Here is a 16,102-nt window from a genome sequence, read left to right on the forward strand (position 1 = left end):
CCTGTGTACCTTTCCGTTGATTTCGGTATGCACGTGTGAGGGAGTTCGCATGGCAGCCCAACCCCGCCCATTCTCCCGACGCCATCCACACCACCGCCCCCACTGGTTCGCGGCCGGGGTCCTGGCCACCCTAGTGGCCGTCTCGCTGTTCGCCCCGCCGGTCTCCGCCGACGCCGCCCCGGACGAGGGGCACCAGGACGTCGAGCACAGCGACAACGTGAACCATTTGGCCAATCTGCCCAAACCCGAGGCTTTCGCCGACGACCAATCGTGGAACACCGACCTCGCGTTCAGCGGTGACTACGCGGTGGCCGGAAATTACGAGGGATTCACGATCTACGACATCTCCAGTCCCGAAGAACCCGAGATCGTCAGCGTCGTCGTGTGTCCCGGCCTGCAGAATGACGTGTCCATCAGCGGCGACCTGCTCTACACCTCGACGGACGTTCCGATGGAGTCCGACGAATGCGGTGCCGAGCGCGCCGGATACGACGAAGAGTGGACGTGGGAGGGGCTCCGCGTCTTCGACATATCCGACAAGGCCAACCCCCGCTACGTGTCAGCGGTGCGGACCGCGTGCGGTTCGCACACCCACACCCTGGTCCCAGGGGACGAGGAGACGGACTACGTCTACATCTCGTCCTACATGACCTCCGGCGAGTACGTGGAGTGCGGCCCCACGCACGACAAGATCTCGGTGGTGGAGATTCCCAAGGACGACCCCGCCGCGGCGGCGGTCGCCAACGAACCGGTGATCTTCCCCGACGGAGGCAACACCGACCAGCCGGGGCTGCTCTTCCCGACCTCCGGCTGCCACGACATCACCATCTACCGCGAACTCGACATCGCCGCCGGGGCCTGTATGGGCGACGGCGTCATCATGGACATCTCCGACCCGCTGGAACCCGAGGTCCTCGACCAGGTCCAGGACGAGAACTTCGCGTTCTGGCACTCGGCGACCTTCAGCAACGACGCGAGCACCGTGGTGTTCACCGACGAGCTCGGCGGGGGAGGCGCGGCGACCTGCGACGAGGAGCACTACCCGCACCTGGGCGCGAACGCCTTCTACTCCCTGTCCGACAGGGGTGGCGAGCGAGAGCTGAGCTTCGAGAGCTACTACAAGATCCCGCGCCACCAGGAGGCCACGGAGAACTGCGTCGCCCACAACGGGTCCCTGATCCCCGTCCCGGGGCGGGACTTCATGGTGCAGGCCTGGTACCAGGGTGGGGTGTCGGTCATCGACTTCAACGATGTCGGTAACCCCAAGGAGATCGCCTACTTCGACCGCAGCACCTACTCCGACCAGTTGATGCTGGCGGGAAGCTGGTCCGCCTACTGGTACAACGGCCACATCTACTCCAGCGACATCCAGAACGGTCTGGACGTGCTGGAGGTGACCGACCCGCGTCTGCGTAGCGCGCAGGTGGTCCAGTACGAGGAGTTCAACCCGCAGAGCCAGTTCCGTTACCGCCCGAACCGGACCGGTCCCCCGGACTGATCCGTCGGCGACACGACGGGGCAGAACCGTTGAGGGCCGCACCCGCGCCGGGGCGGCCCTCACCCGTGTTCCGGGCGTCTCGCGGCGATCCCGGTGCGCCACCACGCGGACCAGCTCATAGGATCGGAAACAGTCTGTGGACGAACAGGCGAGGAGCCGTCCGGCTCCGATGACGTTGCCGACCTTCGGAACCCCGTGAGCTCATCCGACTACACCGCCGTCACCCAGGCCATCCTGGCCCGCGCCGGCGAGTCAATCATCGATCCGCGGCTGGACCGGATCCAGGCGCTGATGGACCTGCTGGGCCAACCCCAGCGAAACTATCCCGCCATCCACCTGACCGGCACCAACGGCAAAACCTCGACCGCGCGCATGATCGACGCGCTGCTCCGGCAACGCCAACTCCGGGTCGGGCGCTACACCAGCCCGCACCTGACCACCATGCGAGAACGCATCGTGATCGACGGGGAACCGGTGTCGGAGGAGGCGTTCACCGCGATATACGCCGACGTCGAACCCATGGTCGCCATGGTCGACGCCCAGAGCGACGTGCCGCTCTCCTTCTTCGAGGTCCTCACCGCGATGGCCTACGCGGCGTTCGCCGACGCCCCGGTGGACGTCGCCGTCATCGAGGTCGGACTCGGTGGGTCGTGGGACGCCACGAACGTCGTCGACGCCGATGTCGCCGTGGTGACCCCGATCTCCCTGGACCACAGCGAGTACCTTCCCGACACCGTCGAGGGGATCGCCGAGGAGAAGGCCGGCATCATCAAGCCCAACGCGATCGCGATCCTCGCCGAACAGCGGGTGTCCGTCGCCGAGGTACTGATGGAGCGCGCCGCGGAGGTCGGCGCCACCGTGGCGCGCGAGGGCCTGGAGTTCGGTGTGCTGCACCGTGACGTCGCCGTCGGCGGCCAACTGGTGACCGTCCGCGGCCTGCGCGGCGAGTACGGCGACATCCTGCTCCCACTGCACGGCGAGTACCAGGCACGCAACGCCAGCATCGCCATCGCCGCGGTGGAAGCCTTCGCCGGACCCGCCGAGGGGGACGAGCGGCTCGACCCGGAACTGGTGCGTGACGGACTCTCCGGTACCCAGTCGCCAGGCCGGTTGGAGGTCGTTCGTCGAAGCCCCACCATCCTCGTGGACGCGGCACACAACCCAGCCGGCATGGCGGCCACCGCCGCAGCGGTGGAGGAGGGATTCAGCTTCGACCGCCTCGTCGGCCTCGTCGCGGTCCTCGCCGACAAGGACGTCGAGGGCATCCTGGAACCTTTGGAGCCGCTGCTCACCGAGATCGTGGTCACCCGGAACCACTCACCCCGCAGTCTCGACCCCGAGCGCCTGGCGGCGCTGGCGGTGGAGGTGTTCGGCGAGGACCGGGTACACATCGCCGAGCGCCTGGACGACGCGATCGACCTCGCGGTCACGATCGCCGAGGACACCGGTCAGCTCAGCGGGCACGGCGTTCTGATCACCGGATCCGTGGTGACGGCGGGCGACGCCCGACACCTGCTCGGAGGAGAGGAGTAGGCGATGAGAATGCTGTGCGCCGTGGTACTGGGATTCCAAGGCATGGTCATCGCCCTCGCCATCCCCGTCGCCATCAACCTCGCCGGTATCTCGGCCGGGATCGCCTCCGGCGTCTGGGGCGGCATGGCCGTGGCGGCGTTCGTGCTCGCGGGCCTACAACGGTTCACCTGGGCACGCCACCTGGGCACCGCGCTCCAGGCACTGGTCGTCGGCAGCGGGCTGATCGTCCCCGACATGGGCGGCTTCGCGATCGTCGGCATCATCTTCGGCATCCTGTGGGCCGTGGCCCTCATCCTCGGCAGTCGATTCGACGCACCGCCCGGATCGAATTCGCCCCCACAGGCCCAGGCAGCACCCGAAGAGCGGTAGAGTTCCACCGATTCCCACGATGAAGAAAGGGCCAAGTCCGTGGAACGCACCCTAGTCCTGATCAAGCCTGACGGCGTGCGCCGCAACATCATCGGTGACGTCATCAGCCGCGTGGAACGTAAGGGGCTGCGTATCGTCGCCATGGACATGCGCACCCTCGACGAAGACACCGCGAAAACCCACTACGAAGAGCACGCCCAGCGGCCCTTCTTCCCGTCCCTCGTCGAATTCATCACCTCCGGCTCCCTCGTGGCCCTGGTCGCCGAAGGCGAGCGCGCCGTCGAAGCCTTCCGCGCCCTCGCCGGAGCGACCGACCCGGTCCAGGCCGGACCCGGCACCATCCGCGGCGACTACGCCCTGGAAGTACAGACCAACATCGTGCACGGCTCCGATTCCACCTACTCGGCCGAGCGGGAGATCAAGCTGTTCTTCCCGAATCTGGACTAGTCGTCCGGGGTCGGTGTGGCGGCGTCCCTGGTGTGGGGCGCCGTTTTTGTGTTGGGGGAGCGGGGCTCCCGGTCGATTTCGACCATCCTCGCCCCGCACGGTGTGTTTGAGTAACACTCTGTGATCGGAGCGTTACGATACAAGTGGCTCGTTCCGCATCCGTGGCGGATCGGGCGGCGCTGTCCGCAAGATCAGGACAGTGACACTTGGCGCCGAATTGGGGCGGTAATGACGACCAACCTCGCGTTTCTCGGCCGCGACATGGCAGTGGATCTCGGTACCGCGAACACGCTCGTCTACGTACGAGGACGGGGCGTTGTTCTGAACGAGCCCTCTGTCGTCGCCCTCAACACGGTGACCGGGAAGATCGTCGCCGTTGGCATCGAGGCCAAGCAGATGATCGGGCGCACCCCGGACAACATCACCGCCGTGCGCCCACTGAAGGACGGCGTGATCGCCGACTTCGAGGTCACCGAGCGGATGCTCCGCTACTTCATCCAGAAGATCCACCGCAGACGCCACTTCGCCAAACCGCGCGTCATCGTCGCGGTCCCCAGCGGTATCACCGGAGTCGAACAGCGCGCGGTGAAGGAGGCCGGATACCAGGCCGGGGCCCGCCGCGTCTACATCGTGGAAGAGCCGATGGCCGCCGCTATCGGTGCCGGGCTCCCGGTACACGAGCCGACCGGAAACATGGTGGTCGACATCGGTGGCGGGACCACGGAGGTCGCCATCATCTCGCTCGGTGGGATCGTCACCGCGCAGTCGATCCGGGTGGGCGGCGACGAGCTCGACCAGGCGATCCAGACCTTCGCCAAGAAGGAGTACTCCCTCATGCTGGGGGAGCGCACGGCCGAGCGCCTCAAGATGGGGATCGGGTCCGCGTTCCCCACCGGTGACGAGCCGAAGGCGGAGGTACGCGGGCGGGACCTCATCAGCGGTCTCCCCAAGACCGTGGTGATGACGGCCGCGGAACTACGGCGCGCGATCGAGGAACCCGTCACGGCGATCATCGACGCGCTGCGCAACACCTTGGACAAGTGCCCGCCGGAGCTCGCCGGCGACATCATGGACCGCGGCGTGGCGGTCACCGGTGGCGGCGCGCTGCTTCGCGGCCTGGACGACCGGCTCCGCCACGAGACCGGGATGCCGATCCACGTGGCGGAGAACCCACTGGACTCCGTCGCGATCGGCACCGGAACCTGCGTCGAGGACTTCGAGCGGCTGCGCCAGGTCCTGGTACCGGACCGGCGGGGCTGATCGACGTGCGCACGGACAAGCCACGTCTCCTGCTCGCCGGCCTACTCGCCGTCGGCGCCGCCGTCCTGGTCCTGGACGACCAGGGCGTCGCCGACCCCGTCACGGGCGCCGCGCGCGAAGTGGGATCGTTCGCGTTCACCCCCGTCTCCGCGGGAGTCTCGGCGGCCGCCACGCCGCTGCACTCCACCTACGACGCGCTGCGCAACGCCTCCGGCGCCAACGACCGCATCAGCGAACTGGAGGAGGAGAACGCGGACCTGCGCCAACGGGTGCGTTCGGCCGAGTACGACGAGGAACGCGCTGACCAACTCGCCGACCTGTTGCACCTCAGTGACCTGGGCGGCTACGAGGTGGTCCCCGCCCACGCGGTCACCCGCATCTCCCCGCAGGGCTCCGCGGAGTCGATCGTCCTGGACGTCGGAACCGAGGACGGCGTCGGGGAGGACATGACCGTCGTGCACGCGGACGGCCTCGTGGGACGGGTCACCAACGCGACCGCGCGACGCGCCACCGTCCTCATGCTCAACGACGCCTCCTCCGCGGTCGGATCCCGTATGGAGGACTCCTCCGAGGCCGGCGTCGTGCGCGGGCAGGCCCGATCACTCTCGGGCGACAGTCTGCTGCGACTGGAACTCCTCGACTCCACCTCCACCGTGGACCCCGGCGACCGAGTAGTCACCCTGGGCTCCCACGACAACGCTCCCTTCGTCCCCGGGGTGCCCATCGGCACCGTCGAGAACATCGCCGAGGACGAGGGCGAGATGACCCAGGCGGCGGAGGTGCGCCCCGCCGTCGACCTCAGCCAGATCGACGTCGTGGGAGTCGTCGTCGCCGGCCCCGACGGGGACCCCGGCGACGACCTCCTGCCCGACGACGCCGAGAAGGACTCCGACGAGGAGGCACAGCCGTGACCCGCAGCGCACTCGTCGCCCTCATGCTCGTCGCGGCCGTCGTCATCCAGGCCGGCCTCATCAACCGACTTCCGTTCCCCGGCGGTACCGCACCCGACCTGGTGCTTCTGGTCCTGGTGGCCGCCGCGGTCGCGGTCGGACCCACCACCGGCGTGATCGCCGGCTTCAGCACCGGCCTCGCCCTGGACCTACTCCCACCGGCCGACCACGAACTGGGCCGCTACGCCATCCTGCTGTGCCTGGTGGGCTACTTCGCCGGCCGCGCCCACTCAGCGGCCCGACGCTCACCCCTACTGCCCTTCGGAGTCGCCGCGGCCGCGGTCGTCGGAGTGGTGCTGGGCGACGCACTGATCGGCGTACTCCTGGGTGACCCCCGGGTCACCGTGTCCAGTGTCCTCGGCACACTGCCGTTCGCGTTGGGGACCACGATGCTGCTCAGCCCGTTCGTCCTCTTCGCGGTCACCTGGGTGATGCGCCGCTCGGCCGAGGACGAGTTCTCCTACTTCGGCGGAGACAGCCTGGTCCCAGGAAGGCGACGATGAGTCCGCTCCCGTCCCGCCCCAGCGCCCCGAAGACCCCGGGCGCCTGGGTGATCCTGCTCGCCCAGGCCCTCGTCGTCGTCCTCGCCGTCGTCCTCACCGGGCGCCTGTGGTTCCTCCAGGTCCCCATGGGCGACTACTACCACGAGCTCGCCGCGGAGAACCGCGTCCAGGACCTGATCGTCCCCGCGGCGCGAGGCGAGATCATCGACGCCGCGGGGCGCCGGCTCGTCGGCAACGAGTCCAACCTCGTGGTCTCCGCCGACTTCCACGCCCTCGCCGAACAGGACGACGGCGGCGTCGGCGTCCTCACCGATCTCGCCGACGTGCTCGACACCGAGGTCGAGAAACTCCAGCGCCGGACCCGGCTGTGCGGACCCGACGTCGACCGGCCATGTTGGGCCGGATCCCCCTACCAACCCATCACGCTCGCCGAGGGTGTCGAACCCGAACGGGTGCTGCGCATCCTCGAACGCCAGGAGGAGTTCCCCGGGATCAGCGCCCAACAGCTCTGGCGCCGGGACTACCCCCACGGGGAGATGGCCGCCCAAGTCCTGGGCTACCTCCAACCAGTCACCGAGGACGAACTCGAACAACGCGAACAGCTACGCACACAGTTCACCGGCGTCGACCTGGTTGGTCGCGACGGCGTGGAAGCCAGCTACGACGAACAGCTCCGTGGAAACGCCGGCCTGCGGCGCCTCGCCGTCGACGCCGGCGGCAACGTCACCGAGGTCGTGGAGGAGACGGCGGCGGAGTCGGGCCAAACCCTCGTCACCACCATCGACAGCAAGGTGCAGGGCATCGCCGAGGACGCGCTCGAGGCCGGCCTCAACCGCTCCCGCGGCCAGGGCTATCCGGCGGACTCCGGAGCGGTCGTCGTCATGGACGTCACCAACGGCGACGTGGTGGCGATGGCGAGCTCACCGAGCTACGACCCCAGCGTCTGGGACGGCGGAATCGACCAGGAGACCTACGACCGGCTCCTCTCCGAGGACGCCGGCGAACCGCTCACCTCCCGCGCGGTGCAGGGGCTGTACCCGCCGGGCTCCACGTTCAAGCCGTCCACGTTGTCCGCGGCCGTCGAGAACGGCTACGACCTGAACGGAAGCTACCCCTGCCCCAGCTCCTACCAGGTCGGCAACCGCGCGTTCAAGAACTACGAGAGCGGCTCCTACGGCACCATCAGCCTGCACCGCGCGCTCGTCGTCTCCTGCAACACCATCTTCTACAAGTTCGGCCACGAGCAGTGGCTCCAGGACGGGGGATCGGACCCCGTGGACGACCCCGTCGACGCGGAGCCGACCATGGCGCGCGGATTCGGCTTCGGTTCACCGACGGGGATCGACCTGCCGGACGAACCCACCGGACGTATCCCCGACCGCGCGTGGAAGCAGGAGTACTGGGAGCAGACGAAGGACCAGGCCTGTGAGAATGCCGAAGGCGGCTACGACGGCCAGGACAACGCGGGCTACCTGCGCCAGGCCGACCGCGAACACTGCCTTGACGGCTACGCGTGGCGCGCGGGCGACGCCGCCAACTTCGCGATCGGCCAGGGCGACGTTCTCGTCTCACCACTGCAGCTCGCCGTCGCCTACTCCGCGATCGCGAACGGGGGCACCGTGTACGAACCACGTGTCGGCAAGGGGTTCATCTCTCCGACCGGTGACGTGGAGACGATCGAACCCGAGGTCGCCGGCGAAGTGCCCGCCAGCGACGAGACCCTGAGCTACATCCGTGACGCCCTCGGGGACGTCACCCGGTCCGGCACCGCGAGCGGGGCGTTCGGCGACTTCCCACAGAACGAGGTCGCAGTTGCCGGAAAGACCGGCACCTCCACCTCCGTCGGGCGTACGGAGTCGGCGCTCTTCGCGTCCTTCGCCCCGGCCGACGACCCCCGCCTGGCCGTCGTGGTCGTCCTGTCCCAGGGTGGCACCGGCGGTACATACGCGGCCCCGGTGGCCGCCGAGGTCTACGAGGGCATCTACGGCGTCGGTGGAGCTGATGAGGCCGCGCTGCCGGACGGGGAACCACCGACAGAGATGCCCGAGATGAAACCCAACGGCGAAGTGGTCCCTCCTGAGGACGTGGAGCCGTGAGCGCGCTCCCGAGCCTCGCCCCCAGCCGCGGCTCCGTGACCCGGGTGATCCGCACCGGGCTTCCGAGGCGGGTGGACTGGGTTCTGGTCGTGAGCGTGGTCGCCCTGTCCGTTCTGGGCAGTCTGCTCGTCTGGTCGGCCACCGCCGACCCCGCGGACCCCGGCGTCACCGACATGTTCCGCCGCCACATCGCGCACGTCTCGGTGGGTGCGATCGTGTGTGTGGTCGTCGCCGCGCTCGACTACCGCGTCCCCAAGGCCTACGCCTCCATCATCTACCTCGTCGTGTGCGTCGGGCTGGTCCTCGTGCTCACACCGCTCGGCGCGACCATCAACGGCTCGCGTGGCTGGCTGGTCGCGGGGCCGCTGCAGATGCAGCCGAGCGAGCTCGCCAAGGTGGGAGTCATCCTCGTCCTCGCCATGCTGTTCGGCGAGCCCCGCGACGGCGAGAAGGCACCCACGGCGCGGGACGTCCTGCTGGGCCTCGGCGCGCTCGCCATCCCCGGCATCCTCGTCGTCACCCAACCCGACCTCGGCACCGCGCTCGTCTTCGGCGCGATCTTCCTCACCATGCTCGCGGTCTCCGGCGCGCCCCTGCTGTGGATCGGCGGGATGCTGCTCGCCGGGTTCCTCGCCGCGGGATCGGTGTTCTGGTTCGACCTGCTCGAGCCCTACCAGATGGACCGGCTCGCCACCCTCATGGAGCCCTCCGCCGACCCCCAGGGCACCGGCTACAACACCAACCAGGCCCTCATCGCCGTGGGATCCGGGGGCGTCACCGGTAAGGGGCTCTTCGACGGAGAACAGACCGCCGGTCACTTCGTCCCCGAACAACACACCGACTTCGTCTTCACCGTCGCGGGCGAGGAGTTCGGGTTCGTCGGTGCCGCTGCCGTCATCGGTCTCATCATGATCGTGCTGCTGCGCATCCTGCGCATCGCCCGCAAGTGCGAGGTGCCCTACGGCCGCCTGCTGTGTGTCGGCGTCGCCGCGTGGTTCGCCTTCCAGAGCACCGTGAACATCGGTATGTGCCTGGGCATCATGCCGGTCACCGGGATCCCGCTGCTGTTCCTCTCCTACGGCGGGACGGCGGCCGTCGCCCAGTTCGCCGCGGTGGGTCTGGTCCTCGCGGTCAACGCCCGCGATCCCGGATACGACTGACACCTGGCGGTGACCCCCGCCAGAACGGCGGCGCGGGGCCAGTATTCGGCCGGTGGCGGGCGGTGTGTGGGCTCCGCAGTGTCGGAGCGCGCAGGCGGGTAGCCTGGGAGACTCCTACCACCGATCCCTGGGGGAGTCCGCATGCCCGTTGAGTCCGTCTTCCCTCAACTGGAGGACCTGCTTCCCAGCGTGCGCAAGCCCGTGCAGTACGTGGGAGGAGAGCTCAACTCGGTCGTCAAGGACTGGGACGAGGCGGAGGTGCGCTGGGCCCTGATGTACCCCGACGCCTACGAGGTGGGGGTCCCGAACCAGGGTGTCCAGATCCTCTATGAGGTCCTCAACGAGCGTGAGGGCGTGCTCGCCGAGCGCACCTACTCCGTGTGGAGCGACCTGGAGGAGCTCATGCGGAGCCACGGGGTGCCGCAGTTCACCTTCGACGCCCACCGCCCGGTGGGTGCCTTCGACGTGCTCGGCGTGAGCTTCTCCAGCGAGATGGGCTACACCAACCTCCTCACCGCGCTCGACCTGGCGGGCGTCCCGCTGTACGCCGCGGACCGGGGCGTGGACGACCCGGTGGTGCTGGCCGGCGGTCACTCGGCCTTCAACCCCGAGCCAATGGCCGACTTCCTCGACGCCGTGGTGCTCGGCGACGGTGAGGAGATCGCCCTGGCGATCTGTGAGGTCATCCGGGAGTGGAAACGCGAGGGGCGGCCGGAGGGGCGTGACGGCCTGCTCACGCGACTGGCCGCCGGAGGAGGGGTCTATGTCCCCCGCTTCTACGACGTCGAGTACGCCGAGGCGGGCCCGATCACCTCCTACCGCCCCAACCGGGCCGGCGTGCCGTGGCGGGTCACCAAGCACACGGTGATGGACCTCGACAAGTGGCCCTACCCCAAGAACCCGATCGTGCCGCTGGCCGAGTCCGTCCACGAGCGCTACAGCGTGGAGATCTTCCGGGGCTGTACGCGCGGCTGCCGCTTCTGCCAGGCCGGAATGATCACCCGGCCGGTCCGAGAGCGCAGCGTCGAGACCGTCACCGAGATGGTGCAGTGCGGCGTGGAGTCCTCCGGCTTCCAGGAGGTCGGCCTCCTGTCGCTGTCCAGCGCCGACCACAGCCAGATCGGCGACATGACCAAGGGGCTGGCCGACCGCTACGAGGGCACCAACACCGGGCTCTCCCTGCCGTCCACCCGCGTGGACGCCTTCAACATCGATCTCGCCGAGGAACTCACCCGCAACGGGCGTCGCTCTGGCCTCACCTTCGCGCCCGAGGGCGGCAGCGAGCGCATGCGCCGTGTGATCAACAAGATGGTGACCGAGGACGACCTGATCCGTACGGTCAGCGCCGCCTACGCCTCGGGCTGGCGGCAGGTCAAGCTGTACTTCATGTGCGGCCTGCCCACGGAGACCGACGAGGACGTGCTGGCCATCGCCGCGCTCGCGCGTCGGGTCATCGAGACCGGCCGCGAGGTGAGCGGCCGCAAGGACATCCGCTGCACGGTCTCGATCGGCGGGTTCGTCCCCAAGGCCCAGACCCCGTTCCAGTGGGCCGGCCAGACTCCGCACGAGGTCGTCGACGCGCGCCTGTCCAAGCTGCGCAACGCCATCCGCTCCGACGGGACCTACGGCCGCTCGGTCGGCCTGCGCTACCACGAGGGCAGGCCCTCCATCATCGAGGGTCTCTTGGCACGCGGAGACCGGCGCCTGGGCGCGGTGATCGAGGAGGTGTGGCGCGACGGCGGTCGTTTCGACGGCTGGAGCGAGCACTTCAGCTACGACCGGTGGGTGGCCTGCGCGGAGAAGGTCCTCGCCCGGCAAGGCCTCGACGTCGACTGGTACACCGTGCGGGAGCGGGACGAGGACGAGGTCCTGCCCTGGGACCACCTCGACGCGGGGCTGGACCGTGACTGGCTGTGGCAGGACTGGCAGGACGCTCTGCACGGCACGGAGACCATGGAGGTCGACGACTGCCGCTGGACGCCGTGCTACGACTGCGGGGTCTGCCCGAGCCTCGGCACCGAGATCCAGGTGCACTCCGGAGGGCGGCGTATGCTGCCCCTGTCCGTCGCCTCGACGTGAGACACCACGCCCCCGGCGTGGGACCACACGGGTGCGACACGGGGCGGGGCGCGGCGTCAGGGGTGCGGTGTCAACACGAATTTCACGGCGTTTTCCGCGCGCCCGGAGCACCGCGTCGCGGCCGGTTCCGGGCCTGCGGCGGCGGTTGGGCCGGAAAGATCCCCGGCTCCGTCGAGGATGCGGGAACAGGCCCACCATGCCTATTGTTATCGAATTGAGGTAGGTACACCTCGACGGTGCGCGGCGATGGCACGAACGTGGCCGGCGGCACCGTAGTCTGAATAGTGTGCGGGCTGTCCAGGTGGGCCCGTTCGCGTGAGGCGGAGGAATGCCCGCCGGAGAGCTAGGGAAGGGAGGAGCGCTGCCCCCCGCAGGTGAGGGAGTCTCGCCCTCGAGCACAGACCAGGTCCAACATTTGCGCGTGCGCTACGCCAAGCGTGGCCGAATGCGCTTCGCGAGCCATCGTGACATCGCCCGGGCCTTGGAACGCGCGCTTCGCCGCGCAGGGATCCCTGTTGCCAGCTCACAAGGCTTCACACCGCATCCCAAGATCTCTTATGCCGGCGCCGCCCCCACCGGGGTCGCGAGCGAGGCTGAGTACCTTGAGCTGACGCTGACCGAACCGTGGGACGCGGAACGGACGCGAAGCGCACTGGACACAAGTCTTCCGTCCGGCCTCGACATCGTGGACGTGACACCGCTGAACCCAGGGGAGAAGAGTGGGTTCGCCGGAGTCCTGGAGGCCTCGGACTGGCGGATCGAACTACCCGGAGTGGTTCCGACGACGTTGGCGGCTGCCGTCGCGGAATTCCTCGAACGGGACCAGGTCGAGGTCGAACGCGTGACGAAGAAAGGACGCCGATCCGTCGACGTTCGCGCCGCGACCCTGGGCCTTTGGGTGGAGAACGATCCGCAGGCGCAGCACAGCGCGCTGCGCGCCGTGACACGACAGGGGGACACCACCGTCCGCCCGGACGACGTCGTGGCGGCACTGAACTCGGTGTCCGGACTAACGCCACCGTCCCCGCCCCGGGTGACGCGTATGGCGCAGGGCCGGGAGAACGAGTTCACGGTGGAGGACACGCGTGAGCGGGTCCAGGAACACCCATCAAAGCTTCACGCCGACATCGCGAACAGCGGTGACGGCGTTTGATAACGAGAATCGACAGTTCCCGAGTGCCGCGGCAGCGGCGAGCCCGATGCCGCGCCCGGGAATGCTGACGGGAGAGCGCCCGGATGCTCGACAACGAGCCAACGAGTGGTGCCAAGAGCACCCACGAGACCCAGAACACAACGGGAGAGGACCACATCACCGAGAACGGTTCGGCCGCACCGGAACGGCGCAAGCCCGCGGTGCGACCGGCGGGGCCACCGCCGGAGCCGCCCGCGCCAGCACCTGTGCGCACGGCGACGACCACCGCCCCCGCCTCGGACTCCGACGCGGCGGCCGAGCCTTCGACGGACGACACCGAGTCCTCCGACCCCCCCGCGACGACCAAGAAGTCGACACGGTCGACCAAGGCGACCAAGTCGACCAAGGCGGCGTCGACCGGATCGAAGACGAAGACGGAGACCAAGGCACCGGCCAAGTCTCGGTCGAAGACGCGCGCCGCGGCCGAGCCGGACACCGCCGCCGACGCCGCGTCCGCCGAGTCCGAGCCGGCCACCGAGACCCCCGGTTCCGGCGAGCCTGCCGCGGCGGAACCGGGGCCGCAGCCCGACGGGTCCGCTGAGGCACCCGAGACTGTGGCTTCCCAGAACGTGGCACCCAGTGCGCCCGCGAGCCGGAGTGCGGCCACCGTCGCGTTCCAGCCGCCGCAGCTCGTGTTCCAGCCGCCCACGGAGCAGGAACCGGCGAGCCGGAACGGCGTGCGCGCCGAGCAGGACACCGAGACCGAGGCCGAGATCGACGAGGACGAGGACACCGACGGTGAGGACGAGGGCTCTCGTCCCGCGCGGCGTCGCCGTCGCCGTGGCGGGCGGGGACGGGGACGTACCCGCGCCGCCGAGGGCGAGGACGGCGCCGAGTCCGGCGAGTCCGAGGAGAGCTCGACCGACACGTCCGACGCCACAGACACCGCCGAGGCGAGCGAGTCCGCGGCCAAGGACGACACCGCCGACGACGGTGGGGAGAACGGGAGCCGGCGTCGGCGTCGGCGCCGACGCCGTGGATCCTCCGCCGAGGCCGGCGACGGCGAGGAGAACCGTTCCGACGACCCGCCGAACACGGTGGTCCGTGTCCGGGAACCCCGCGCCACCAGTGGCGACGCGGAGGTCCAGGGCGTCAAGGGTTCCACCCGGCTGGAGGCCAAGAAGCAGCGCCGCCGTGAGGGGCGCGAGCAGGGCCGCCGCCGCCCGCCGATCGTGACCGAGTCGGAGTTCCTGGCCCGCCGCGAGTCGGTGAAGCGGGACCTGATCGTCCGCCGCGCCGGTGAGCGCACCCAGATCGCGGTGCTCGAGGACGACGTCCTCGTCGAGCACTACGTCGACCGCTCCAGCCACAAGTCCCTGGTGGGCAGCGTCTACCTGGGTCGAGTGCAGAACGTGCTGCCCTCCATGGAGGCGGCGTTCGTGGACATCGGCAAAGGGCGTAACGCCGTCCTGTACGCCGGTGAGGTCAACTGGGATGCGACCGGGTTGGAGGGGCAGCCCAAGCGCATCGAGTCGGCGCTGAAGTCGGGCCAGTCCGTACTGGTGCAGGTCACCAAGGACCCCGTCGGTCACAAAGGGGCACGACTGACCAGTCAGATCAGCCTCCCGGGCCGCTACCTGGTCTACGTTCCCGACGGCTCGATGACGGGCATCAGCCGCAAGCTCCCGGACAAGGAGCGCGCCCGCCTCAAGCAGATCCTCAAGCAGGTCATGCCCGAGGACGCGGGTGTCATCGTGCGCACCGCCGCCGAGGGCGCCAGCGAGGAGGAACTCCAGCGCGACATCACGCGCCTCGCCGCCCAGTGGAAGTCGATCTCCAAGAAGGCCAAGTCGGCCACGGCGCCGAAGCTGCTGAGTTCGGAGCCGGACCTCACGGTGCGCGTCGTGCGCGACGTCTTCAACGAGGACTTCGCCAGCCTCGTCGTTTCCGGCGAGGAGGCCTGGAACACGGTCGAGGAGTACGTCAACTACGTCGCGCCCAACCTGGCCGAGCGGCTGACGCACCACCAGGGCGAGACGGACGTCTTCGAGGACTACCGGATCGACGAGCAGATCGCGAAGGCCCTCGACCGCAAGGTGTGGTTGCCCAGCGGTGGCTCGCTGGTGATCGACCGTACCGAGGCGATGACCGTCATCGACGTCAACACCGGGAAGTTCACCGGTCAGGGCGGCAATCTCGAGGAGACGGTCACCAAGAACAACCTCGAGGCGGCGGAGGAGATCGTTCGGCAGCTTCGGCTGCGTGACATCGGCGGCATCATCGTCGTTGACTTCATCGACATGGTCCTGGAGAGCAACAGGGACCTCGTCCTGCGCCGCATGTTGGAGTGCCTGTCCCGGGACCGCACCAAGCACCAGGTCGCCGAGGTCACCTCGCTCGGCCTGGTGCAGATGACCCGGAAGCGGGTGGGCCAGGGCCTCCTGGAGGCGTTCTCCCAGACCTGTGACTGCTGCAACGGTCGTGGTCTGATCGTCTCGCCGGACGCACCCGAGGCCAAGCAGTCCGGCTCGGGCGCCCAGGCGGGTGGCAAGAAGAAGAAGGGCAAGGCGCAGAAGTCGGCCAAGTCCGAGGGTGACTCCGGCGGCGAGGCCGCCCAGGAGCAGACTCCGGCCGAGGCGTCGGCGAAGGGTCAGAAGGCGGGCAAGTCCGCGGGCGGGGAGAAGGAGAAGCGGTCGAACTCCGGGTCCTCCCGCGCCAAGGCGGCGGCGAGCGACGCGGCACCGGCTGAGTCGGACGAACCGGCCGCCTCCTCCGACGACGCCGGCGGTGACGCCGCCGACGGCGCGGAGAGCGACGGCGACAAGGCCGAGCGGCCCAAGCGTCGGCGTACCCGCCGCACCAAGACGTCCAGCAGCGGTTCCACGACGGCGGTGGCCGAGGCCACGTGACCCGTGGCGGAAGCGCTGGTGGAGTGAACGCTTTCGGAAACTGATAATCTGGACTTCGGCGCGTCAGGCAGCCTGGTTCTCATGCGCTAGGACCCGGCTCACGCGGCCCTGGAGACGAACCCCTTCAGGACTCTCCATCGGAGCGCGGCCGTGGTCAATGGGAAGC

At 69.0% G+C, this 16,102-nt stretch carries 12 protein-coding genes; all 12 read left to right on the plus strand.

What is annotated here, in order from left to right; genetic code table 11:
• The first annotated feature begins 49 nt into the window (after positions 1-49).
• The 12 genes from J4H86_RS24905 (at position 50) to J4H86_RS24960 (ending at position 15,936) form a co-directional block, all read left to right on the plus strand.
• Complete coding sequence (locus J4H86_RS24905) at positions 50-1,498, plus strand: LVIVD repeat-containing protein (protein WP_236540755.1); 1,449 nt, start codon at positions 50-52, stop codon at positions 1,496-1,498.
• A 195-nt stretch (positions 1,499-1,693) separates the two neighbouring features.
• Positions 1,694-3,031 (plus strand): bifunctional folylpolyglutamate synthase/dihydrofolate synthase, encoded by a 1,338-nt coding sequence (locus tag J4H86_RS24910; protein WP_236540756.1) that lies wholly within the window; start codon positions 1,694-1,696, stop codon positions 3,029-3,031.
• 3 nt (positions 3,032-3,034) lie between these two features.
• A complete protein-coding gene (locus tag J4H86_RS24915; RefSeq protein WP_236540757.1) occupies positions 3,035-3,400 on the plus strand; it encodes a DUF4233 domain-containing protein in 366 nt (121 codons plus the stop codon).
• Positions 3,401-3,439: 39 nt separating this feature from the next.
• Positions 3,440-3,847 carry a nucleoside-diphosphate kinase gene (gene ndk, locus J4H86_RS24920; protein WP_236540758.1) on the plus strand — a complete coding sequence of 136 codons (408 nt, stop codon included), beginning with the start codon at positions 3,440-3,442 and terminating at the stop codon, positions 3,845-3,847.
• Between the two features lie 228 nt (positions 3,848-4,075).
• Positions 4,076-5,107 (plus strand): rod shape-determining protein, encoded by a 1,032-nt coding sequence (locus tag J4H86_RS24925; RefSeq protein WP_236540759.1) that lies wholly within the window; start codon positions 4,076-4,078, stop codon positions 5,105-5,107.
• A gap of 5 nt (positions 5,108-5,112) precedes the next feature.
• Positions 5,113-6,018, plus strand: coding sequence for a rod shape-determining protein MreC (mreC, locus tag J4H86_RS24930; protein WP_236540760.1), 906 nt, complete (start codon positions 5,113-5,115; stop codon positions 6,016-6,018).
• Positions 6,015-6,560 carry a rod shape-determining protein MreD gene (gene mreD / locus J4H86_RS24935; RefSeq protein WP_236540761.1) on the plus strand — a complete coding sequence of 182 codons (546 nt, stop codon included), beginning with the start codon at positions 6,015-6,017 and terminating at the stop codon, positions 6,558-6,560. Before mreC ends, mreD begins: the two co-directional genes overlap by 4 nt.
• A complete protein-coding gene (gene mrdA, locus J4H86_RS24940) occupies positions 6,557-8,656 on the plus strand; it encodes a penicillin-binding protein 2 (protein WP_236540762.1) in 2,100 nt (699 codons plus the stop codon). Before mreD ends, mrdA begins: the two co-directional genes overlap by 4 nt.
• Positions 8,653-9,816 (plus strand): rod shape-determining protein RodA, encoded by a 1,164-nt coding sequence (rodA, locus tag J4H86_RS24945; RefSeq protein ID WP_394356416.1) that lies wholly within the window; start codon positions 8,653-8,655, stop codon positions 9,814-9,816. Before mrdA ends, rodA begins: the two co-directional genes overlap by 4 nt.
• Before the next feature lie 141 nt (positions 9,817-9,957).
• Positions 9,958-11,895, plus strand: coding sequence for a TIGR03960 family B12-binding radical SAM protein (locus J4H86_RS24950; protein WP_236540763.1), 1,938 nt, complete (start codon positions 9,958-9,960; stop codon positions 11,893-11,895).
• Positions 11,896-12,316: 421 nt separating this feature from the next.
• Complete coding sequence (locus J4H86_RS24955) at positions 12,317-13,048, plus strand: TIGR03936 family radical SAM-associated protein (RefSeq protein WP_236540764.1); 732 nt, start codon at positions 12,317-12,319, stop codon at positions 13,046-13,048.
• An 83-nt stretch (positions 13,049-13,131) separates the two neighbouring features.
• Positions 13,132-15,936 (plus strand): Rne/Rng family ribonuclease, encoded by a 2,805-nt coding sequence (locus J4H86_RS24960; protein ID WP_236540765.1) that lies wholly within the window; start codon positions 13,132-13,134, stop codon positions 15,934-15,936.
• Positions 15,937-16,102: the final 166 nt, after the last annotated feature.

The organism is Spiractinospora alimapuensis (assembly GCF_018437505.1).
Taxonomy (GTDB): Bacteria; Actinomycetota; Actinomycetes; order Streptosporangiales; family Streptosporangiaceae; genus Spiractinospora; species Spiractinospora alimapuensis.

What these genes read in the sequence shown, in the direction of transcription:
- J4H86_RS24960 (WP_236540765.1), top strand. Translation starts at nt 13,132, where the DNA reads ATGCTCGACAACGAGCCAACGAGTGGTGCCAAGAGCACCCACGAGACC.
- J4H86_RS24925 (WP_236540759.1), top strand. Translation starts at nt 4,076, where the DNA reads ATGACGACCAACCTCGCGTTTCTCGGCCGCGACATGGCAGTGGATCTC.
- J4H86_RS24915 (WP_236540757.1), top strand. Translation starts at nt 3,035, where the DNA reads ATGAGAATGCTGTGCGCCGTGGTACTGGGATTCCAAGGCATGGTCATC.
- J4H86_RS24950 (WP_236540763.1), top strand. Translation starts at nt 9,958, where the DNA reads ATGCCCGTTGAGTCCGTCTTCCCTCAACTGGAGGACCTGCTTCCCAGC.
- mrdA (WP_236540762.1), top strand. Translation starts at nt 6,557, where the DNA reads ATGAGTCCGCTCCCGTCCCGCCCCAGCGCCCCGAAGACCCCGGGCGCC.
- J4H86_RS24905 (WP_236540755.1), top strand. Translation starts at nt 50, where the DNA reads ATGGCAGCCCAACCCCGCCCATTCTCCCGACGCCATCCACACCACCGC.